Source organism: Chloroflexia bacterium SDU3-3 (genome assembly GCA_009268125.1).
GTDB lineage: Bacteria > Chloroflexota > Chloroflexia > Chloroflexales > Roseiflexaceae > SDU3-3.
In genome coordinates, this window is record WBOU01000006.1 from 385,740 (window position 1) to 406,756 (window position 21,017).

The following is a 21,017-nucleotide window of genomic DNA, read 5'->3' on the forward strand; positions in this document are numbered from 1 at the left end:
CACGATGGGCGCAGGCGCTGCGGTGGCGCCTGCGCCCAGGCCAGCCTAGCTATTCTTGGCGATCTGCTCCTCGGCAGACTTGATAGCATTGGCGATCGCCGTATCGACATCGGTCTGGTCGGCCCAGAGCAGCAGCGACTGCTCGCGCCACGCGCTCTTCACCAGCTCGGTCGTCCAGCTCTCCGAGTAGCTGGGCAGCGCGCCTGCGGCCTCGATAAACACCTCGCCGGCCTTCTGGCCGCCCACGTAGGGGTCTTCGGTATGGAAGGCCTCGCCATCCCAGCACGATTTCACCGGCGGCAGGATGCCGATCGACTTGTAGCGCTCCTCCAGCTGCTTCTCGCCGTTCTCGAAGTAGAGGTAGAGCATGATCTGGGTGGCCAGCTCTTTATTGGGCGACATCTTCATCACGGTGCCGGTGGTGCCGCCCCAGGTGCTGACGCGCGGGTCGTCGGCGGCGATGCCCGGGATGCGCATCAGGCGCATGGGCGAGTTCTTCAGCAGCTCGGTATCTTTCGCGGTGCCCTGCTTGTGGATGCCGTAGAGCCAGTCGGGGGTCAGCTCGGTCATGGCCTGGCCCGCCTTCATCATCGCCACCTGGTTGGTCCAGTCGATATCCACATAGTAGGGCTTGAACTGGAGCGCATCCTCGATGATCGCCTTGAAGCGCGGGTCGCCGAGCATCGACTTGCCGGTATCATCGGTCCACCAGAGCTTCTGCTCAAGCATGCGCGCGGGCACCGACTGGTCGAGCGGGCTATCCATCAGGGCGTAGCGGGCGCTGCCGTCGGGCATCTTCTTGTCGACCTTGGCGCAGGCGTCGAGGAACTCTTTCCATGTGGTCACCTTGGAAAGATCGACGCCAAAGCTCTGCCAGGCCGTATCGTTGTAGAGCATCAGCATAGGGTGGACATCGTGCGGCGCGCCGAAGATCTTGCCATCTTTGGTGTAGCGCGCCCAGCGGCTTTCCAGCACCTGGGGGTAGTAGGGGTTGTCTTTCAGCACATCATTGAGCGCAAGGAAGGGGATGGCCTTCTCGGTGCCCTTGAGGAACTTGACCATGTCCTCGGCGTTCAGCTCGCAGATATCGGGGGTGCCGCTGCCCGACATGAGCGTGGCCTGAAGCTTCTTCAGCTGGGCATCGGATGTGAGCAGCTCCAGCTTGAGATCGACGTTAAACTTCTTATTGATCTCGGCCACCCGCTTCTCGTACTCGGCCTTATGGTTGTCGGCGTTGTACCAGAGCGAGATGGGCTGCGTGGTGGTGCTGCCCGGTGCCTGCGCGCCGCCGGTGGATGCGTTGGCACCCTGCTCCTGCGCGCCGCACGCGCCCAGCACCAGCCCCATACCGCCCAGGCTCACGCCCTTCAGAAATGTCCGCCGATCGATCGTTCGACGCGCCATGGTCGTCCCCTTCTCGCAGCAAGCTGCGCTCACGGCTTCTCTGCCATAACATGTGGGAGCTTGGAGGCTGGCCCACGCACGCCGCACCCAAGCCAGCGGGCTTGGCCCGCACGCCTATCGTATGCGCCCTGTGCCTCGGTGCACCTATAAGGGATATGGTATGATAGGGCCTACTCTACCATAGCCTTACAGATAGTTGCAACGCAGCCAGTCCTAGCCTAGTCCCAAGGCAGTCCCACCTAGCGGAGGCAAGCCGATGTCCCCTTCTGCCGAAGACCCCGACTACGCCACCTTCGAGCAGTGGCTGCACGACGCCCTCGGCCAGCTCTACGACCCACCAGCCATCCAGAACCACCCGCTGGCGCGGCTGCTGGCCGAGCCAAACGCCAACGCCATGCAGCGCGACCAGCAGCTGCGGCGCAGCATCCTGCAGGGCATCGAGCGGCTGCGCCCCGAGCCAGGGCTGGCGGCGCAGTCGCCGCGCTGGCGCAGCCACCAGATCCTTGAGCTGCGCTACATCGCGGGCCTCAGCCCCGCCGAGGCGATGCAGGAGCTGGCGCTCAGCCGCAGCACCTACTTCCGCGAGCAGGCCCGCGCGCTTGAGCAGCTGGCCGTGCTGCTGTGGCAGGAGTGGCAGCAGCGCCAGCCGCAGCCCGCGCCAGCCGCGCAGGAGAGCCGCGAGGCCCTGGCCCGCGCCGAGGTCGAGCGGCTCTCGGCCCACGCCACCTGGGAGGACACCGACCTGGCCCAGCTGATCGAGAGCCTGCGCCCGATCGTGGCCCCGCTGGCCCAGGCCAAGGGCGCGACCCTGGCCTACGGCCCCGCGCCCCAGGCCGCGCTGGCCCACGCCGACCGCGTGCTGATGCGGCAGGCCATCCTGGGCACCATCACCTACGCGCTGGATGTGCGGCAGGGCGGCCAGGTGAGCATCGCCAGCTTCGCGGGGCCGGGGCAGGTGGGCATCCGCATCGCGGCGGCGGGCAGCCGCGCCGAGGGCAGGCCCCAGCCGCACCAGAGCCTGGGCCTGGATGTCTGCAAGGGCCTAATGGCGGCCATGGGCGGCAGCATGGAGTGGCAGGGCGACGAGCAGCGCTGGTCGGCCCAGCTGACATGGCCCGAGGCCGCCACCCGCAGCCTGCTGGTAATCGACGACAACGAGGAGTTTATCGACCTGTTTCGCCGCTACCTCTCGGGCCACGGCTGGCGCGTGATCGGCGCGACCGACGCCGAGGCGGCGCGGCAGCAGCTGGCCGAGCATGTGCCCTCGGCGATCGCGCTGGATATCATGATGCCGCGCGAGGATGGCTGGGAGCTGCTGATGGCGCTGCGCGCCAGCCCGCGCACCCAGGCGGTGCCGGTGATCATCTGCTCGGTGCTGAACGAGCCGCAGCTGGCCGGGGCGCTGGGCGCTGCGTACCTGCCCAAGCCTATCTCGCAGATGGCGCTGCTGCGCGCGCTGGCGCAGCTGGCTCTTCCTGCCCCCAGCCAAGCGAGATCGTAGCCAGCAGCGCCCCCACGCCCGCGATCAGCTGGCCCAGCCGCCAGCCCTGCGGCTGGTGCAGCGCCAGCTGGCCAGCCAGCCGCCCCGCGCTATAGCCCTGGTCCTGCCCCGAGATGATGATCACCGGCGGGCGGGCTGGGCCCGCCCGCCCGCCCAGCTGCTCTAGCAGCTCGTGCCCATTCATGCCGGGCATGGCCAGATCCATCAGCACCAGATCGACCTCGTTTTCCTGCAGCAAAGCCAGGGCCTCGGCCCCGTTGTGGGCCACCAGGCAGGCCGGGGGCTGCGGCAGCGTGGCCAGCATGCGCTGCACCAGCCGCGCCATGTCGGGGTCGTCATCCACCACCAGCATGCGCCGGATGGGCGCGTCGATCGTGGCCAGCGCAGCCAGCAGACGCTCGCGCGATACCGGCTTCACCAGCATGTCGCGAGCGCCGAACAGCAGCGCGGCCTGGTGGCTGCTGGGCAGCGGGCACTGGATGTGCGGCACCGCAAGGCCCGGCGCGGGCGCAGGCGCGCTGCTGTCGGTGACAAGCGCGATAGCGTGCAGCTCGGCGGCCATGGCCGCGCCCTCGGCCAAGCTGGGCGCGGCCAGCACGCGGTAGCCATCCAGGTGGCGCTGCAGCAGCGCCGCCACCTGGGCGTCATCGTGCACCACCACCACGATCTTCTCGCTGGCACCCAGCGGCACCACCGGCACCCAGCGCCCCGCCTGGCTGCGCACAGCCTCGGGCTGCGGCTGGCGGGCGCAGGGCAGCGTGAACCAAAAGGTGCTGCCCTCGCCAAGCACGCTCGCCACGCCCATCTTGCCCTGGTGCAGCTCGATAAACTGCTTGCTGATCGGCAGGCCAAGCCCCGTGCCGCTGTGCCACTCGGACATGGGCTGCTCGGTGGTGCGGAAGGCCTCGAAGACCTTTGGCAGATCTGGCTCGGGGATGCCGGTGCCGGTGTCGCGCACCCGCACCACCACCATATCGCCCTCGCGGCTGATCTGCAGGCCGATCGCGCCCCGCTGGGTGAAGCGTGTGGCGTTCACCAGCAAGTTCAGCAGCACCTGGCGCACCCGCACGCGGTCGATCCAGAAGGGCGGCAGGCCCGCTTCGATCTCCACCTCCAGCGCTAGGCCCTTGGCGCGGATGTAGTCGCGCATGGTCTCCAGCGCCTCGCTGGCCAGCGCGCCCAGATCCACCTGCTCGCGCGCCAGCGCGATCTTCCCCGACTCGATCCGGGCCATATCCAGCACATCATCCACCAGCGACAGCAGGTGCTGGGCGCTGCGGTAGATCGCATTCATATCGCGGCGGTAGATGCCGGGCAGCGGCACATCCTGGTAGCTCTGCGGCGCAGTCATCATCACCTCGCTGAAGCCCACGATCAGGTTGAGCGGGGTGCGCAGCTCGTGGCTGATGTTGGTGACAAACTCGGCCTTGAAGCGCTCGGCATCCTCGGCCCGCTTGCGGGCGGCCACCAGCGCGGCGTTGGCGCGCTCCAGCCGGTAGTAGGCCTGATCCAGATCTTTCAGCATATGCGAGAGCTGGCCGCGCTGCTCCTGGGCCACCGCCAGGCTCTCCTGCGACTGGCGGAAGCTGAACAGCGACCACTGCGTGACGGTGGCCAGCGTGTGCGAGGAGGCCCAGCCCAGCAGCCAGGCCACCGCGCCCGCCACGGGGATGGCCAGCATGCCATCGGCAGGCAGCGGGGCATCCCCGCCCAGGCCCATGGCCCACACAATGGCAGCCACCACGACCAGCATGGCCAGCCCGGCCCGATAGCCGATCAGCACCACCGCCGCCAGGGGCAGCAGCGCGTAGATGTAGGCCAGCTGCGGCTGGCGGAAGGCCAGCAGCGCCACGCTGATCGTGCCCGCCAGCCCAGCCAGCCACACCGCCTGGGCCAGCAGCAGCCTGCGCCGGATCTGCACCAGGGCCAGCGCGCTGGCGCTGCCCAGCACCAGGCTGGTGAGCCAGACCTGCCCGCCCAGCTGCACCGGCCAGCTGAGCACGGCCACCACATGCCACACGGCGTAGAGTGCGCCGATGCTGGCGATCATCGTGCGGGTGGTCGATTCCAAGAGCGTGCGCATCGCGTCGCGAAACTCTGGCTGCGCTTCGGCTACCAGCCCTTGCCACATAGCAACCTCGCTTGTCTTGCTGCACTGGGGTGATCGGCCCCAGTATAGCATCCCGCGAACGACGCACATGTAGATTTTTTCACCACGAAGACGTGAAGGCACGAAGGGGAGAAAAGAACCGTTTTACCACCAAGGCTCCAAGGCTCCAAGGGGACGAAGGGGATTCTTACCACGAAGACACGAAGGCACAAAGACAGAGAGAACCGTTTTACCACCAAGACGCCAAGGCTCCAAGGGAAACGGGAGATCTTCACCACGAAGACACGAAGACGCGAAAGGGGAAAGCACCAAGATACCACCACACAATGCCTCGCCATGACCGCACGCCGCCGTAGGGGCGGGTCTCGTGCCCGCCCGCAGCGCAGCCATCGAACCCATCGAACCCACCCTGCGCCCCCACAATGCACACAATGCCCCGCCCCTCCTGCGCATGCCGCCAGCGCACAACACATCCGCCGCAGCCTTGCTCGCACCGCCGCTTGGCTTCCTCGCAGGCTACGCAGGAACGTTCGCCCCCCACCGCATGAAGCCAAACACGCTGCCGAGCAAACCCCGCGCTTGCGCCTGGATTCCGCGCCTGCCGCGTGGGCTTCCGCACATGGCGCGGAGGCTTCCGCACACGTCGGTGAGGAAAGGAAACACCCCCAACATGAAGCCAAATCCAGGTCAATTTTTTGAATTTTTGCCTAACTCGGTAGTTATCCACAATGTTTGCAATCCAAGCGCCGCTGTTTGGAAGCCTCGCAGGCATGCTTGCAATCCAAGCGCTGCTGCTTGGAAGCCTCGCAGGCATGCTTGCAATCCAAGCGCCGACGTTAGCAATCATGGAGGGGGGTACCATGAACGGAGTTAGGTGGTTTTTTACACCGCCAGCTCTGGCCATTCCGCGCTGCTATGCGCCAGCCACCGCAGCACCAGCGCCCAGCCACCGCAGCGCCCCCAACCCCTGGCGCACTTCTTGCCCATGGATGCGTAGGAATCCATATCGCTGGCGGAGCTGCCAGGATGAAAGGAGCACCCACCATGCTGCGAAGTATCAACGATCTACAGGGCAACGCCCTCCACGCCACCGATGGCGATATCGGCACTGTCGAAGAGTTCTTCTTCGATGATCAGAGCTGGACCGTGCGCTACCTTGTCACCGACACCGGCGGGTGGCTGACCGACCGCCAGGTGCTGCTCTCGCCCGCCGTGGTGCGCGGCGTCGACTGGGAGACCAAGGGCGTGCAGGTGGGCATCACCCGCGAGCAGGTGAAAAACAGCCCCGACATCTCCACACACATGCCGATCTCGCGCCAGGCGGAGGCCGAGCTTTCCAACCACTATGGCTACCAGCCCTACTGGGATGGCGTGGCGCTGTGGGGCACAGGGCTGTACCCCTACGCGCCCACCGGCCTGGCCATGCCGCCCATCCCGCCCGCCCCGGCAGCGCACGAGCTGGCCCGCGAAGCCGACCAGCTGGCCCGGCCCGAGGGCGACCCACACCTGCGCAGCACCCGCGAGGTGCGCGGCTACCACATCCACGCCAGCGATGGCGAGATCGGCCACGTGTCCGACTTCCTGATCGACGAGGAGACATGGCAGATCCGCTACCTGGTGCTCGATACGCGCAACTGGTGGCCCGGCAAGCACGTGCTGATCGCGCCAAAGTGGATCGATAGCATCGACTGGGAGAGCGCGACGGTATCGGTGAAGGTTGCCAAAGACACCATCCAGCACGCGCCCGAGTACGACCCGGCGGCGCTGACCCGCGAGTACGAGGCGGCGCTGCACCGCCACTACGATCGACCGGCCTACTGGGAGGATCGCAGGCAGTAGCGCGGGCTAGGCCGCCACAGGCGGGCCGCAGCACAACACAGCGCCGCGCCAGGGTTTCTTTCCTGGCGCGGCGCTGTGCTATGGTTGGGGAAAAGCGAGCGGGCGGCTACTCGGCGCCCAGCCACAACACCTGGTAGGGCGCGAGCGTGATCCGCAGCAGGCCATCGCCACTGGGGCGATAGTGCGCGCCGCCCAGCATGTCCACCAGCGACGCGCCATCGTCGAAGCCCAGCCGCGCGGCGGTGAGCGACAGCTCGTGCGGCAGCGCCGACACGTTGTGCAGGCACAGCACCAGCGGCGCAGCGTCGTCGCCGCCGCGCAGCAGCGAGAACACAGCGGGGTCGCCGGCCAGCACCTTCTGCGGGCTGTTGGGGTGGAAGGCGCGCATGTGACGACGAGCCTGGATGAGCCGCGACATGCGCGCGAGCACCGTGGCGGCGCGCCCGCCCGGCTCGGCCAGCTGCTGGCGCAGGGCCTCGTAGCTCCACTTCTCGCGGTTGATCGTGCGGGCGCGACCGGTGGAGGCCAGGCCCAGCAGGTTGTTGTGCGAGCCGACCAGGCTATGCACGTACACCCCCGGCACGCCCTGCAGCGCCAGCATAATCGCGTTGGCGCAGACCATGCGATCGATGGCGTAGGGGTCGGCGCTGGCCGGGTTGGAGAGCATGTCGAACAGGGTTATGTTCAGCTCGTAGGGGCTTTGGGTGCCGTCGGGGTTGGTCTTGTAGGAAACCCTGCCGCCATGCTCCAGCGCCTGCAGCACCAGCGCATCCACCTCGTCGTTGGAAAGGATGCCGCTGGCGGGCACGACGCCGATGCCATCGTGCGAGGCCAAAAAGTTGAAGAAGGTGGTCTGCGCGGTGGGCGCGGCCAGCCCGCTGGCCCAGCGGGTCAGGTGGGTGGCCGCGCCAGCCTGAAAGGCATTGAGCACCAGCGGCGCGAGCGGGAACTGGTAGACCATCTGGGCCTCGTTGGTGCCATCGCCAAAGTAGCTGATGTTGTCGGCGTGGGGCACATTGGTCTCCGTCACCAGCAGCACGTGGGGCGCGGCCACATCCAGCGCGCTGCGCAGCAGCTGCACGATAGCGTGGGCCTGGGGCAGGTGGATGCAGCGGGTGCCAAGCTCCTTCCAGATGTAGCCCACGGCATCCAGGCGCAGCAGATCAGCCCCCTGCGCCACGTAGAACAGCACCACATCCAGGATGGCCAGCAGCACCTCGGGGTTGGCAAAGTTGATGTCGATCTGATCTTCGCTAAACGTGGTCCAGACCCAGCGGTCGCCGTCGGCGGTCTCGAAGCGGGTGAGCAGCGGGTGGGTGCGCGGGCGCGTCACCTGCGAGACATCGGTGGCGGGGTCGAGCGTGATAAAGCGGGCCTCGGCCTCCGGCTCGCCCAGCAGGAACGATTTGAACCAGGCGCTCGACGCGGAGATGTGGTTGAGCACCGCATCGTACATCAGGCGGTAGCGCCCGCGCAGGGGGGCCAGATCCTCCCAGCTGCCAAGCATGGGGTCCACGGCGGTGTAGTCCACCACCGAAAACCCATCGTCGGATGTGTAGGGGTAGAACGGCAGGATGTGCACGCCGCTAACCACGCCGCCGAACAGATCGTCGATGGCGTGGCCCAGGGTGTGCAGCGGCGGCTCGCCCTCGGCGCACACCTGGTCGCCGTAGGTGATCAGGATGACATCATCCTCGGTCAGGCGCTCGGCGGGGGCCAGTGGCGGGCGCGGCGGGTGGGCGGCGGCGAAGGCATCGAGCCGCGCCACAAGCGGGCCGACCAGCTCGGCGGCGCGCTCGTGGCCGTACAGCACAGCAAGCTTCGACTGGATGGATTCTCGGTGGTGGCTCATGGGCATCAGTCCTCCATGCCGCGCAGCTTTCGGTACTCGGGGATGGAAAGCATCGCGGGACGCTCGTGGTCGCGGATCTGGCGCACCTCAAGGTGAAACTGCTCGTCCTCGGCGGGGCGGATGAGCTTCATACTCTGGTTGATCGGCTCCAGCAGGCGCACGCGCTGGCGCTCCTCAAGGCGCTGCATCACCACCTGGGTGATCGCGAAGGCCATCTTGGAGAGCGGCACCAGCTCTTGGTTGCGGTGCACGCGCTGCTGCAGATCGGCCTGGGCCAGCGAGGTGAGGCCGTGGTTCTGCAGCAGGTCGATCAGCAGCCCGGTCTCTACGCCGTAGCCGGTGAAAAACGGCACGGCCTCGATCGCGCTGCGGCGGGCGGCGTACTCGCCCGAGAGCGGCTGCACCATGCCGGACAGCTCGGGGTAGAACAGGTTGAGCAGCGGGCGGGCGGTCAGCTCGGTCACGCGGCCCCCGCCGGTGGCCGAGATCGTCTCGCCCATCTGGATGGGGCGGCGGTAGAAGCCCTTGCAGTAGAGCAGGTGCGGCTCGCGCAGCAGCGGGCCGATGATACCGTAGACAAAGCGCGGGTGGAAGTTGCGGATGTCGGTGTCGATCCAGGCAACGATATCGCCCTTCAGCACGTAGAGGCTCTTCCAGAGCGCCTCGCCCTTGCCCATAAACGCGCCGTACTGCGGCAGGATGTCCTGATGGACGTGGACCGGGATACCCAGCTCCTCGGCGATCTCGCGCGTGCGGTCGGTCGAGCGGCTGTCGATCAGCACGATCTCGTCGAGCAGGGGCACCTCATCCATCATGGTGCGCTTGAGCACGCCCAGGATCTCGCCGATGGTCTCCTCCTCGTTCAGGGCGGGCAGGCCCAGGCTGATCGTGATCTTCTGCTGCTGCTTGAGGGCCAGCAGGCGCTGGATGTCCTCGAACTCGGCGCTGGAGAAGGTGTTCTCGGCGAACCAGCGGTCCACGGTGGCCGAGAGATCGCGCTGGCGCTGCCAGATCTGCTGGGCCTGCTCCTCGGACTGCTCCATGCGGTGGCGCACCAGCACCACGGTGGTGTTGGCCTGGCGCAGGATGCGGTCGGCCAGGGGGCCAGTGGGGGCCTCGGGGTCGCCGCTGCGGCCCGTCACGCCCAGCACGATCACCTGATGCTCGGGGGCCTCGGCCACGATGGCCTGCTCGGCGGGGATGGCGCGCTCCAGCCAGCGATTGACGCGCGGCATGGTGCGCAGCGACTGGATGCTCTCGCGGGCGGCGATGTTGTCGGCCTGGCGCGGGTCGCTGGCGTAGAGCATGGTGATGGATGCGTCGTGGCTCTCGGCGATCGCTAGGGCGGTGTCGCAGGCCAGCTGGGTGTGGGGGCCGCCGCGCACCGGCAGCAGGATGCGCCGCCAGTCGGCTAGGCCAGCTAGGCGGGCCACGATCACATCGCAGGGCGGCTGGCGCAGCAGGTCGTCGATCGGCGGGCCGAACATGCGCTCGGATGATGAGCGCTCGCCGTGCCAGCCGAGCAGCAGCAGGCTGGCGTGCTGCTCCTGGGCGGCGCTGCGGAAGGCCTCGGAGAGCGAGTGGCCGACATTCACAGTGGATGAAAACGGGATGGAGCTCGCGCCCTTGGCGGCGAAGATCGTATCAAGCTCGGCGCGCAGGCGGCGGCTCTCGGCCAGGGTCTCGCCCATGGGCGTGCCAGGCTCGACAACCATGGCGCGCACGGCAACGATCCGCCCGCGGTGGTGCTCGGCCAGCGCCTCGGCCATCGGCAGCAGGCGGATCGCCTCGTCGGGGTCGATCACGGGCAGCAGCACGATAAAGCCGTTCGCATGGGCCGGGGTGGGCAGGTGTTCGATGGTCATGCGGGTTTCTCCTCGTAGGTAGTGCGCGGCGCGGCGCGATCGTGGGGCAGGCCGCGCACCATAGCTAGGCAAGCAAGGGTTCAATATCGCGGCGGATGATCGCCTCCCAGGTGTACGCGAGGCGCACCCTGCGCCGCAGGGCCAGCCGCGCGTCGCCGCGCATGGCCTGGGCGATGCGCTCGGCCACCTGGTGGGCGGGCAGCTCAAGATCGAACAGCAGGGCGGCGTCGCCCGCCGTCTCGTGGAAGGGTGGGATGTCGCTGGCAAAGATCGGCATACCCACCAGGCCAGCCTCGATCACGGGGATGCCAAAACCCTCGTAGCGGCTGGGCAGCAGCAGCGCGTCGGCCAGGCGGTAGAAGTCGGCCAGCATCGCATCGCTCACGGGCAGGGGCGCGCCCGCCGCGTCGCAGAACGACTCGTAGAGGAACACCACCGAGGCGGGGTCGCCGGTAGCGTCGCGCAGGGCCTGCAGCTGGGCCAGGTAGGCGGCGTTGCTAGGGTTGTGCGGGCCAGGCGGCCCGGTAACCACCAGCCGGGGGGCCAGGCCCTGCGCCCGCAGCGCCCCGGTGATCGCCACCGCCGCCTCGATGTTCTTGCGGCGGGTGATGCGGGCGGGCAGCAGCAGCAGCGGGTCGGCGTGCAGCAGGTCGAGCCGCCGCACCAGCGCGGATGTCTCCGGCTCCAGCTTCAGCAGCGCGTCCAGATCCACCCCTGGCGTCACCACGGTGATCTCGTCCTCGGGCAGGCCCAGCAGCCCGGCCAGCATGCCCCGCCTATCCTGCGAGACCACCACATAGCGCGTGTGCGGCCAGGGCCTGCGCAGCAGATCCCACGGCTCGCCCGCGTGCAGCTCGGGGGTGTAGAGCGGGTCGAGCCAGGCGAAGTCGTGGCACCAGGCCAGCAGGCGCGGGGCCTGGCCCGCCGCCGCCAGCCGGTGCAGCGCGGCGGTCAGCGCCAGGTTCTTCTGCAGGGTCAGCACATTGTGCACCATCAGCACATCCAGGCCCGCCAGCGCGTCAGCCAGCTCGCCCGCAATGCGGTCTACCAGGGCGGCGTAGGCCGCGCTGCGCACGCCCCTGGCCAGCTCGGCGTTCACCAGCTCGATCAGGCCGCCGCGCGAGGAGAACTCGGGGCGCAGCCATGTCTCCACGCCCATGCCGCCCTCCCCGCCGCTGCCCGCGATCACGCGCACGCTATGGCCCATGGCCGCCAGCCAGCGGGCGTGCGCCGCCATCGTGATCTCGACCCCGCCGACCACCGGCGGGCCGGCGTAGTGCAGTATGCCAATCTGTGCCATGATGTCTGCTCCGATGTGTCTCTTGCCTGGGGCCGCTAGATCTCGCCGCGAGACATGCGGATGGCCAGGTCGATAAAGCACGCCGCCGACCAGCCGAACATCGGCGCGGCCTTGGGGGGCGGCTCGCCCGTGTCGGGGTGGTAGTACTCGTAGATGTCATTGTGGAGCATCACCAGCTGCAGGGTGCGCTCGGCCAGGTCGCGCGCCCGCTCGCGCTCGCCCACGCGCTGCAGAGCCTCCACAAAGATATAGTTGATGTTGATCCACACCGGCCCGCGCCACATCTGCATCGGGTTGTAGGTGGTGTCGCAGCGGGCCACCGTGGGCAGCGGGTGGGTGGTGCGGAAGCTGCGCTCGTCATCCAGGTGCGCCAGCAGGCGGCGCAGGATGGGCTGGGGCATCTTGCCCGTCCAGATCGGGTAGAGGCTGAAGGGCGTGAGCACATGGATGGGGGTGTGGTCCTTCTGGCTCCAGAACAGGCCCGCCTTGGGGTCGTAGAAGTGGTCGATCATGCGCTTGGCCAGCGCGTCCGACTTGCGCCCCCACATCTCGGCCTCGCGCGGGCGGCCCAGGATCTTGGCCATGCGGCCCAGCGCCTCCATCTGTAGGCACAGATAGGTGTTCAGGTCCACCGCCTCCACCGGCACGCCGCCATCCCACAGCGGGCTGTCATCCAGGCCGGAGGAGAACGGGTGCGAGTACTGCACGATCCCGTCGGAGTCATCGTCGTTCAGGCCGAACCACCACGAGTTCCAGCGCACCAGCGGCTCGTAGATGTCGCGCAGCAGCTGCTGGTCGCCGGTCTTGTCGTACACGTGCATGGCCACCCAGCCGATGATCGGCGGCTTGGTGACCGCCGCGCTGATCGGGATCTCCAGCTGGGTGATCGTGCCCTCGTCGTACACCGCGTCGGGGATCATGCCGTCGGGCTGCTGGTGGTCGAGCATGAACTGGATCTGGTCGTTGGCCAGCTGGCGGTTGGTGTAGCGGAAGGCCAGGGCGTGGAAGTAGTTGTCCCACTGCCACGCGCCCACGTAGTGGGCCTTGGATGGCGCGACGCTCTCGCGCCGGAAGTAGCCCTGGGGCGAGAGGATGTTGTTGCCCATCACCCACCAGGCGTAGTAGTACTGCGAGCGGTACGGCGCGGCCACCTCGGGCACGGCGGCGAACCACTCGTGCCAGCGCGACTCGGCGGCGGCCAGCGCGGCGCGGAAGGGCAGCACCTCGCGGTTCAGATCCAGCCCGGCCTGCACCGTGAGCGTGATCGCGGTGTCGTAGCCGCCCTGCACCACCAGCGCCACGTCGTAGCCGTTGCCGTTGTTGTCCACGCGGTTCATCAGCACCGTGCCGTTGGTGGAGTAGGCGCAGTTGCGCACCGATTTGAACTCGCCGCCCGCCGCGTCGGGGCGGGCCAGGTCGGGCGTGATGCTGAAGCGGATGCCGCAGGCCACATCGGGCGGGATGCCGACGCTGAGCGTGGCGTTGTCCTGAAAGATCAGCATAAACTCGCCCAGCGGCGTCTGGAACAGCAGCGCGTGCGGGTACGAGATCACGTCGAAGGGGAGAGTGTGGCCATCCTCGTCGATAAAGCGCATGCCGTGGATGAACGGCGGGCGCGCGCGGTACGAGGAGAGCCCAGGCACCAGCGAGGTCAGGCGCTCGGCCAGCTTCAGGTACAGCGTGTGCGCGAAGCGCTGCTCCTGGTAGATCAGCAGGCGCGAGCCGCGGTCGCTGAAGGGGATTCTATCGAGCTGAATGCGGTTCTCAAGCAGCCGCAGGAAGGCGGAGGTTGGAACGTACAATATGCGTCCTTTCGGGATATGCAGCTCGGCATGGTCTGGGCACACAGATTGTACATCACGCACAGGGCAGGCGGCAAGCACCCCAGACCAGTACCAAACGCCCAAGCCGGGCCGCGCCAGAATCACGCGAGGGCGGCAGGCGCACGCCGCAGCGCGCACCTGCCGCCCTAGCAGCGCAGGTATAGCCAAACACGCGTGGATACAGCAATATGTGTGCCAGCCCCGCCCGCCCGCACCGCGCATCTGCCCCGAGCAGAAGGGAAATCCCGCCACCCGCTGTAGTTGCGCCGCCCTTCACAAGCTACTATAATAGCGCCCTACCTACGGCCCTATTCCGCCAGGCATGAGAGAGCAAGGGAGCAACCATGAGCAACGTGACGTATACCCCGCCCGCGGGCGAGAAGGTTCGGATCGCCGACGGCAAGCTGTTTGTGCCCGACAACCCCATCCTGCCCTTCGTGGAGGGCGACGGCACCGGCCCCGATATCTGGCGTGCCAGCGTGCGCGTGTTCGACGCGGCGGTGGAGAAGGCCTACGGCGGCACGCGCAAGGTCAGCTGGATGGAGGTTCTGGCAGGCGAGAAGGCCTTCAACCAGAGCGGCGACTGGCTGCCCCAGGCCACCGTGGACGCGTTCTCGGAGTACCTGGTGGGCATCAAGGGGCCGCTCACCACGCCGGTGGGCGGCGGCATCCGCTCGCTGAACGTGGCCCTGCGCCAGCTGCTCGACCTCTACGTCTGCCTGCGCCCGGTGCAGTACTTCGCTGGCGTGCCCTCGCCCGTGAAGCACCCCGAGAAGGTCGACATGGTGATCTTCCGCGAGAACACCGAGGACATCTACGCCGGGATCGACTTCCAGGCCGGCAGCGAGGCGGCCCAGAACATCCTGAACTTCCTGAAGGAGCAGCTGCCCAAGGAGTTCAAGAAGGTGCGCTTCGGCGCGGATGAGATCGCCTCGGTGGGCGTGGGCATCAAGCCCGTGTCGCAGCCGGGCACCGAGCGCCTGGTGCGCGCCGCCATCCAGTACGCCATCGACAATGGCCGCAAGAGCGTGACGTTTGTCCACAAGGGCAACATCATGAAGTACACCGAGGGCGCGTTCCGCGACTGGGGCTACGAGCTGGCCAAGCGCGAGTTCGGCGCGGTGGAGATCGACGGCGGCCCGTGGTGCAAGCTGCCCAACGGCATCGTGATCAAGGACGCGATCGCCGACATCACGCTGCAGCAGGTGCTCACCCGCCCCGAGGACTTCGACGTGATCGCCACGCTGAACCTGAACGGCGACTACCTCTCCGACGCGCTGGCGGCCCAGGTGGGCGGCATCGGCATCGCCCCCGGCGGCAATATCAACTACGTCACCGGCCACGCGATCTTCGAGGCCACCCACGGCACCGCGCCCAAGTACGCCAACCTCGACAAGGTCAACCCCTGCTCGGTCATCCTCTCCGGCGAGATGATGTTCCGCTACATGGGCTGGACCGAGGTGGCCGACAGCCTGATCAGCTCGATCGAGAAGACCATCAACGACAAGGTCGTCACCTACGACTTCGCCCGCCTGATGGAGGGCGCGACCGAGGTGAAGACCAGCGAGTTTGCCGACGCGCTGATCGCCAACCTGTAGCGATCAAAGCGACCGGTAGGATAGGCGGCGCGGCCAATGGTTTGGCCGCGCCGTTTCTATGCGCCCCGCTGGCGAAAATCCCTTTGGCCAGCCGTTTGTAGTAGAGGAACGACCGTGGATATTGTGATTGTTGGCGGCGGGGCGATCGGCCTGCTGGTGGCCGCGCGCCTAGCCGAGTCGGGCGAGCGCGTGGCCCTGCTGGCCCGCTCGAACGCGGCGGCGCTGGCCCAGAGCGGCATCGCCCTCGCCGAGGCCGGGCAGGAGCGCGCCATCCGCAGCGTGCAGATCTTCAGCGACCCCGCCGCGCCGCCGGTGCGCCCCGAGCTGGCCATCCTGTGCGTGAAGGGCTACGACACGCCCGCCGCCATGGAGACGCTGGCCCAGCTGGGCGCGAGCAGCATACTGACGCTGCAGAATGGCATCGGCCACGAGGAGGCGCTGGCCGAGCGCTTCGGGCCGGGCCGCGTGATCAGCGGGGCCATCACCACCTCGGTGGATGTGGCGGGCGAGGGCCGGGTGGCCGTGACCAAGCAGGGCGGCGTGGGGCTGGCCCCGGTGGCCGGGCAGCAGCTGGGCGCGCTGGCCCAGGTCTTCACGCGGGCGGGCTTCACCACCAAAACCTACGCCAGCCACCAGGCCATGAAGTGGTCGAAGGCGCTGCTGAACATGCTGGGCAACGCCACCGCCGCCATCCTCGACCGCAGCGTGGCCCAGGTCTACGCCGACGACGCGCTGGTGGCGCTGGAGCGCCAGGCCTTCCGCGAGGCGCTGGCGGTGATGGACCGGCTGGGCATCCGCCCGGTGAGCCTGCCGCGCTACCCCGCCGCGCCGCTGGCGCTGGCCATGCGCTACGCGCCCACGCCGCTGCTCTACCCGCTGCTGCGGCGCACCGTGGCGGGCGGGCGCGGCAGCAAGCTGCCCTCGCTGCTGATCGAGCTGCGGCGCGGCAACCCGCGCTCCGAGGGCCGCTTCCTCTACGGCGCGGTGGCCGAGCAGGCCGCCAAGCTGGGGCTGCCAGCCCCGGCCAACGCGGCGCTGTGGGCCACGCTCCAGGGCATCGCCGAGGGCCGGATCGCGTGGGATGACTACCGCCACAACCCCTCGCGCCTGATCGCGGCGGCCAGCGGGCGTCCGGCCAAGGTATAATTTCGCATAACGTATCCACCCAGGCCAAAGGAGGCCGCGATGACAACACAACTGGTTCTGGCGACGCTCGGCATGGTGGCGGTGGGCTACCTCGCCGGATCGATCCCCTTCAGCTTTCTGGTGGCCAAGGCCCACGGCGTGGACCTGCGCACGGTGGGCAGCGGCAACATCGGCGGGTCGAATGTGTGGCGCAGCGTGGGCTTCAGCGCCTTTCTGATGGCGGTGGTGGGCGACCTGCTGAAGGGCACGCTGCCGACGCTGGCGGCCATGTACCTGCTGGGCCTGCCGCCTGCGGCGGTGGTGCTGGTGGGCGTGGCGGCCATCCTGGGCCACACCTTCCCGCTGTTCCTTGGCTTCAAGGGCGGCAAGGCGGTGGCCACGTCGGGCGGGGTGCTGGTGGCCATCAGCCCGCTGATGATCGCGATCGCGCTGGCGATCTGGGCGGTGGTGTTCGCGGTGGGCCGGATCTCGTCGGTGGCGTCGCTGGCGGGCGCGGCCTCGGTCGGCATCACCTCGGTGGTGATGCTGGCGATGGGCGTGCTGCCCCTGCCCTACACGCTGCTGTCCTGGGTGGCGGTGACGGTGATCTTCTACCTGCACCGCGAGAATATCCAGCGCCTGCGCGAGGGCCGCGAAAATAAGTTTCAGAAGCTGTTCTAGCGTGCGCAGAAGCAGGCCCCGCCGCACCCACGTGCGGCGGGGCCTGCTTTGTGTGTCGCGCCTGAGCGGCGCGGGCTCAAGGGGCTGCCGGCATCGGCCCGACCATGGTGCGGCTTCGATAATACTGGTTTCTCTTTGTTGATTGGTGTGTGCCCTGCGCGAGCAGCGCCTAGGAACCCCGCCAGCGGACATCACCCTCACAGAGTGTCACTTTTTTGATGTGTTTCCCAATGAGCGATGGCGCTGGTAGGTATTTGGTGGGTGGATGCCCTGCGCGGGCGGCGCCTAGGGGCCAGCCCCTAGGAACCCCGCGAGGGGGCGTGGCCCCCTTCGAAACCCCCAATTTGGAGCGTTCCTATGCCGAATGCTGGCAGCTGGTGTTCGTGCATATGGCCAGTTTGTGTGAGCGGCACCTTCGCCGCATGGGCAAGGTGGTTTTGTTCTTTGCCCAATCTTACCCTGGCCCTCGTCAATACTGCTCTGGCCCTCGTCAACCCCGCTCTGGCCCTCGTCAACCCCGCTCTGACCTTCGTCAACCCCGCTCTGACCTTCGTCAACATCACCCTGGCCCTCGTCAATACTGCTCTGGACTTCGTCAACATCACCCTGGCCCTCGTCAATACTGCTCTGACCTTCGTCAATCCCGCTCTGACCCTCGTCAACTCTGCTTTGACTCTCATCAACCCCGCTCTGACCCTTGTCAACACTACTCTGACCTTCGTCAACCTCGCTCTGGCTCTCGTTAATTCCGCTTTGGCTTTTGTCAACTCAGACATGCACCTCATCAATACAAAAGCGACACCTGCTGAGGTGCGAACCCTTCAGTTGATGTCACTCCTTGCAATTTACACATAGGGTAACGTGGCCATATACGGAGGGCCGACCGGGCAATGCTTGAAGCATTACCCGGTCGGCCCTGCATGGGAATGCTCCATTCCTGCTCTCAGACCCTGCCCTTGGTTTTCCGTATCTCTTGGTGTCTTGGTGGTAAATCAGCCCCCTACCAGCCCGCGCACAGCTCGGTCAGACCGCGCTCCAGCCCGCCCATCCAGCACAGGTAGTCGTGGCCGCCGTCGTACTCGCGGTAGAGCGCGGGGCGGCCCACCGCCGCCAGCGCGTCGCGCAGCTCGCGGGCTGGCTCGGCCAGCATCCACTCGCGCTGGCCCACGGTGATGAGGAAGCGCGTGGGCGGCGCGACCTGCGCGATCTCGCGGGCGAGCCAGCCCGGCTCGCGGCCCGGCAGGGCCTCGCCCGGCCACCACAGCGAGGCCGACTGCGCCAGGGCGTGCCCGAACAGGTGGGGCGCGTGCAGCCCCAGGTAGAGCGAGGCCAGCCCGCCGTAGCTCTGGCCCGAGACCACGGTGCGCTCGGGGCCGAAGGCCAGCTGCGGCCAGCGCGCCGCCGCCCAGGGCAGCAGCTCCTCGCCCAGCATGCGGGCCAGCTGCGGGTTGCAGGGCAGCTCGCGTCCGCGCGCCTCGGCGTCGATCGAGTCCAGCATCAGCACGGCCAGCGGCGGGATGCGGCCAGCCGCGATCATGTGGTCGAGCAACGCGGAGAGGCGCATGCGCGGCTCCCAGACCTCGCCGTCGAACAGCACCAGCAGGCCGCGCGGCGCGGCACCCTTGGGCAGGTAGGCCCACACGTCGCGCTGGTTGCCCAGCGCGGCGCTGGCGAAGCGGTGTCGCTCGCACCCGCCGCCCGCCAGATCGAGCGGCGGCAGCGGGGCCTGCGGCATGGCGGCCACCGACATGGGCTGGCGCTGCTCCTGGGTGTTGGGGAAGCGGCGCAGGCACAGCGGGTCGGGCGCGGCGGCGGCCATGATCCGCAGCCACTCGGGCCGCCTGCCGTGGGCAAGAGGGTCGAACGCGGCGTACGCGCCTGCCAGCGGCAGCAGCTGGTAGGTGGCGTGGAAGGCCGCGCCCAGCCGGAAGCTGCGGTGCCACACGTCGCTGCCGGGGATGCGCTCCATCATGCTCTGGCGCAGGTCGTCGCGGGCGCTGTCGGTGACGGTGTGCAGCAGCACCAGCGCGCCCTCGGCCCCCGCCGCGCCGTCGCGCCAGAGGAAGGTGGCGATGCAGTCGCCCGAGCCGTCGGGGGCAGGCTCGACCAGCGGCGTGCCGTGGGCCTCGGCCTCGCGCCAAAATTCGGCCAGCGCGTCGGCATCGCCCTGGGCCAGCGCGTGGGCGAGGGCGGCGATACGCTGGCTCGCGGCCACGGGCAGCGGGCGCGTGCGGCGGTCGGATGGGGACTGTGGGGCTTGGGTGGTCATGTCGCTCCTCTCATACACTCGGCTCGGCCTCGGCGCGCAGCTGCGGGGCGGGCGCGGGCCGGATCTGGAGCGCGAACAGCAGCGCCCCGCCCAAGAAGGCGACGCTGGCCAGCAGGGCCGCCTGGTACGCGCCCAGGCCCGCGCCGCCCGAGGCCGCCAGCACGGCGGCGGATGCGGCCACGCCCGCCGCCCCGCCGATCTGGCGCAGCACGCTGAGCAGCGAGCTGGCGCGGCCCATTGCCTCGTCGGCGATAGTATCGAACACCACCGTCTGCACGGCCAGCACGGCGTGGCCCAGGAAGAAGCCCACCGCCAGCAGCAGGGCGCGCACGGCCCACGGGCTGGTGCCCGGCGCGACCCGGCTCATCAGCACAAAGGCGGCGGCAGCGCCCAGCAGGCCCAGCGCCATCACGCGGCGCGCACCCAGGCGCGGGAAGCTCCAGCCAATCGCGGCGGTGGCCAGCATCAGCCCTAGCGACTCGGGGAAGACGGTCAGGCCCGCGTCCAGCGCGGTCGCGCCCAGCGCATCCTGGTACATCAGCGGGAAGACGTAGAGCATGCCCAGCAGCCCGCCGGATGCCAGCACGGCCACCAGCGCGGCGCTGCGGAACGGGGCGTCGGCCAGCAGCCGCAGGTCGAGCATGGGCGCGGGGCTGCGCAGCTCGGCGGGGATGAGCAGGGCCAGCAGGCACGCGCCCAGCAGGCCCGCGCCCAGCACCAGCGGGTCGCCCCAGCCGCGCGCCGCGCCCTCGCCCAGCGCGAACATCAGCAGGCCCAGGCCAGGCGTGGCCAGGGCGAAGCCGCGCAGATCGAAGCGGCCCGCGTCCTCCTCCACATGCTCGGGCAGGGCCAGCAGGCCGAACAGCACAGTGGCCAGCCCCAGCGGCAGATTGATCCAGAACACCCAGCGCCACGAGAGGTGGTCGGTGAGGAAGCCGCCCAGGATGGGGCCGAGCGCGGGGGCCAGCGTGGTGGGCAGCATCAGGAAGCGCGAGACGCCCAGGCGCTCCTCGGGCGGGAAGCTGCGGAAGAGCATGGCCATGCCCACGGGGGCCAGCATGCCGCCCGCCAGGCCCTGGAGCACACGGGCCGCCACCAGGCCGCCCGCCGTGGTGGCCGCGCCACACAGCCCCGAGGCCAGGGTGAACACGGCCAGCGCGCCCAGGAACACGCGCCGCGTGCCGAAGCGGTCGGCCAGCCAGCCCGCCGCCGGGATGACCAGCGCGAAGCTGACCAGGAAGGAGACCTCGACCATGTTGGTGGCGGCGGGCGAGACGCCCAGCGCACCGCCGATGGCGAGCAGGGCCGGGCCGACAATAGTGGCGTCGAGGCCGTCCATCATCATGGCGGCGACGTAGACGATGCAGATGGCAAGCTTGGGGCTGATCTTTGGCATATGTTTTTTTGCTACCAAGGCGCTCGGACGCCAAGGTTTCGTGGGTTTTGGTGAGCCTTGTTTTTTTCGTGCAGAATCGGACATTTTTGGTGAACATGTGCGTTGCCGTCGGGTCAGGCAGGGTGTGCCTTCGGCGATGGCGGTTCCTCGTGGGCACTGGGTGTGTGCCCTGCGCGGGCGGCGCATAGGGGGCTGGCCCCTATGAACCCCGCGCAGGGGGCATCGCCCCCTTCGATCCCCCAATTTTGGGTGTT

General features: G+C 68.4%; 14 protein-coding genes. 6 read left to right on the forward strand and 8 right to left on the reverse strand.

Annotated elements, in window-relative coordinates:
* Nucleotides 1-45: 45 nt before the first annotated feature.
* On the reverse strand, nt 46-1,404 hold the full coding sequence (locus F8S13_12760; GenBank protein KAB8143099.1) for a carbohydrate ABC transporter substrate-binding protein: 1,359 nt from the start codon (nt 1,402-1,404) through the stop codon (nt 46-48).
* Between the two features lie 256 nt (nt 1,405-1,660).
* Between F8S13_12760 and F8S13_12765 the strand changes: the two genes are divergently transcribed.
* Nucleotides 1,661-2,905: a response regulator gene (locus F8S13_12765; GenBank protein ID KAB8143100.1), complete on the forward strand. Its 1,245-nt coding sequence runs from the start codon at nt 1,661-1,663 to the stop codon at nt 2,903-2,905.
* Here F8S13_12765 and F8S13_12770 read toward each other — a convergent pair.
* The gene (locus F8S13_12770) at nt 2,832-5,105 is read right to left on the reverse strand and encodes a response regulator (protein KAB8143101.1); all 2,274 of its coding nucleotides are present in this window, start codon (nt 5,103-5,105) and stop codon (nt 2,832-2,834) included. The genes F8S13_12765 and F8S13_12770 overlap by 74 nt on opposite strands.
* 954 nt (nt 5,106-6,059) lie before the next feature.
* Between F8S13_12770 and F8S13_12775 the strand changes: the two genes are divergently transcribed.
* Nucleotides 6,060-6,854 carry a PRC-barrel domain containing protein gene (locus tag F8S13_12775; GenBank protein ID KAB8143102.1) on the forward strand — a complete coding sequence of 265 codons (795 nt, stop codon included), beginning with the start codon at nt 6,060-6,062 and terminating at the stop codon, nt 6,852-6,854.
* Between the two features lie 106 nt (nt 6,855-6,960).
* On the opposite strand, the gene F8S13_12780 is transcribed toward F8S13_12775, so the two are convergent.
* The 4 genes from F8S13_12780 to F8S13_12795 form a co-directional block, all read right to left on the reverse strand.
* Nucleotides 6,961-8,706 carry a sugar phosphorylase gene (locus tag F8S13_12780; GenBank protein KAB8143103.1) on the reverse strand — a complete coding sequence of 582 codons (1,746 nt, stop codon included), beginning with the start codon at nt 8,704-8,706 and terminating at the stop codon, nt 6,961-6,963.
* Nucleotides 8,707-8,711: 5 nt separating this feature from the next.
* Nucleotides 8,712-10,571 carry a glucosyl-3-phosphoglycerate synthase gene (locus F8S13_12785; GenBank protein ID KAB8143104.1) on the reverse strand — a complete coding sequence of 620 codons (1,860 nt, stop codon included), beginning with the start codon at nt 10,569-10,571 and terminating at the stop codon, nt 8,712-8,714.
* Nucleotides 10,572-10,635: 64 nt separating this feature from the next.
* Nucleotides 10,636-11,871, reverse strand: a complete 1,236-nt coding sequence (locus F8S13_12790) for a glycosyltransferase (GenBank protein ID KAB8143105.1) — start codon at nt 11,869-11,871, stop codon at nt 10,636-10,638.
* A gap of 35 nt (nt 11,872-11,906) precedes the next feature.
* Complete coding sequence (locus tag F8S13_12795; GenBank protein ID KAB8143106.1) at nt 11,907-13,946, reverse strand: hypothetical protein; 2,040 nt, start codon at nt 13,944-13,946, stop codon at nt 11,907-11,909.
* Between the two features lie 92 nt (nt 13,947-14,038).
* Between F8S13_12795 and F8S13_12800 the strand changes: the two genes are divergently transcribed.
* The 4 genes from F8S13_12800 (at nt 14,039) to F8S13_12815 (ending at nt 17,953) form a co-directional block, all read left to right on the forward strand.
* A complete protein-coding gene (locus F8S13_12800; GenBank protein ID KAB8143107.1) occupies nt 14,039-15,292 on the forward strand; it encodes an NADP-dependent isocitrate dehydrogenase in 1,254 nt (417 codons plus the stop codon).
* A gap of 114 nt (nt 15,293-15,406) precedes the next feature.
* A complete protein-coding gene (locus F8S13_12805; protein KAB8143108.1) occupies nt 15,407-16,438 on the forward strand; it encodes a 2-dehydropantoate 2-reductase in 1,032 nt (343 codons plus the stop codon).
* A gap of 39 nt (nt 16,439-16,477) precedes the next feature.
* The gene (gene plsY / locus F8S13_12810; protein ID KAB8143109.1) at nt 16,478-17,098 is read left to right on the forward strand and encodes a glycerol-3-phosphate 1-O-acyltransferase PlsY; all 621 of its coding nucleotides are present in this window, start codon (nt 16,478-16,480) and stop codon (nt 17,096-17,098) included.
* A gap of 402 nt (nt 17,099-17,500) precedes the next feature.
* Nucleotides 17,501-17,953 carry a hypothetical protein gene (locus F8S13_12815; protein ID KAB8143110.1) on the forward strand — a complete coding sequence of 151 codons (453 nt, stop codon included), beginning with the start codon at nt 17,501-17,503 and terminating at the stop codon, nt 17,951-17,953.
* A gap of 145 nt (nt 17,954-18,098) precedes the next feature.
* On the opposite strand, the gene fes is transcribed toward F8S13_12815, so the two are convergent.
* Together fes and F8S13_12825 are read right to left on the reverse strand one after the other, a co-directional pair.
* Nucleotides 18,099-19,367 (reverse strand): enterochelin esterase, encoded by a 1,269-nt coding sequence (gene fes / locus F8S13_12820; GenBank protein KAB8143111.1) that lies wholly within the window; start codon nt 19,365-19,367, stop codon nt 18,099-18,101.
* Nucleotides 19,368-19,377: 10 nt separating this feature from the next.
* Entirely contained in the window at nt 19,378-20,763 is a 1,386-nt protein-coding gene (locus F8S13_12825; GenBank protein KAB8143112.1) for a DHA2 family efflux MFS transporter permease subunit, read from the reverse strand.
* Nucleotides 20,764-21,017 lie beyond the last annotated feature (254 nt).

Bases quoted from the DNA above. Each gene is read 5' to 3' on its own strand.
- F8S13_12760 (KAB8143099.1), bottom strand. From the start codon at position 1,404: ATGGCGCGTCGAACGATCGATCGGCGGACATTTCTGAAGGGCGTGAGC.
- F8S13_12765 (KAB8143100.1), top strand. From the start codon at position 1,661: ATGTCCCCTTCTGCCGAAGACCCCGACTACGCCACCTTCGAGCAGTGG.
- F8S13_12770 (KAB8143101.1), bottom strand. From the start codon at position 5,105: ATGTGCGTCGTTCGCGGGATGCTATACTGGGGCCGATCACCCCAGTGC.
- F8S13_12775 (KAB8143102.1), top strand. From the start codon at position 6,060: ATGCTGCGAAGTATCAACGATCTACAGGGCAACGCCCTCCACGCCACC.
- F8S13_12780 (KAB8143103.1), bottom strand. From the start codon at position 8,706: ATGAGCCACCACCGAGAATCCATCCAGTCGAAGCTTGCTGTGCTGTAC.
- F8S13_12785 (KAB8143104.1), bottom strand. From the start codon at position 10,571: ATGACCATCGAACACCTGCCCACCCCGGCCCATGCGAACGGCTTTATC.
- F8S13_12790 (KAB8143105.1), bottom strand. From the start codon at position 11,871: ATGGCACAGATTGGCATACTGCACTACGCCGGCCCGCCGGTGGTCGGC.
- F8S13_12800 (KAB8143107.1), top strand. From the start codon at position 14,039: ATGAGCAACGTGACGTATACCCCGCCCGCGGGCGAGAAGGTTCGGATC.
- plsY (KAB8143109.1), top strand. From the start codon at position 16,478: ATGACAACACAACTGGTTCTGGCGACGCTCGGCATGGTGGCGGTGGGC.
- fes (KAB8143111.1), bottom strand. From the start codon at position 19,367: ATGACCACCCAAGCCCCACAGTCCCCATCCGACCGCCGCACGCGCCCG.
- F8S13_12825 (KAB8143112.1), bottom strand. From the start codon at position 20,763: ATGCCAAAGATCAGCCCCAAGCTTGCCATCTGCATCGTCTACGTCGCC.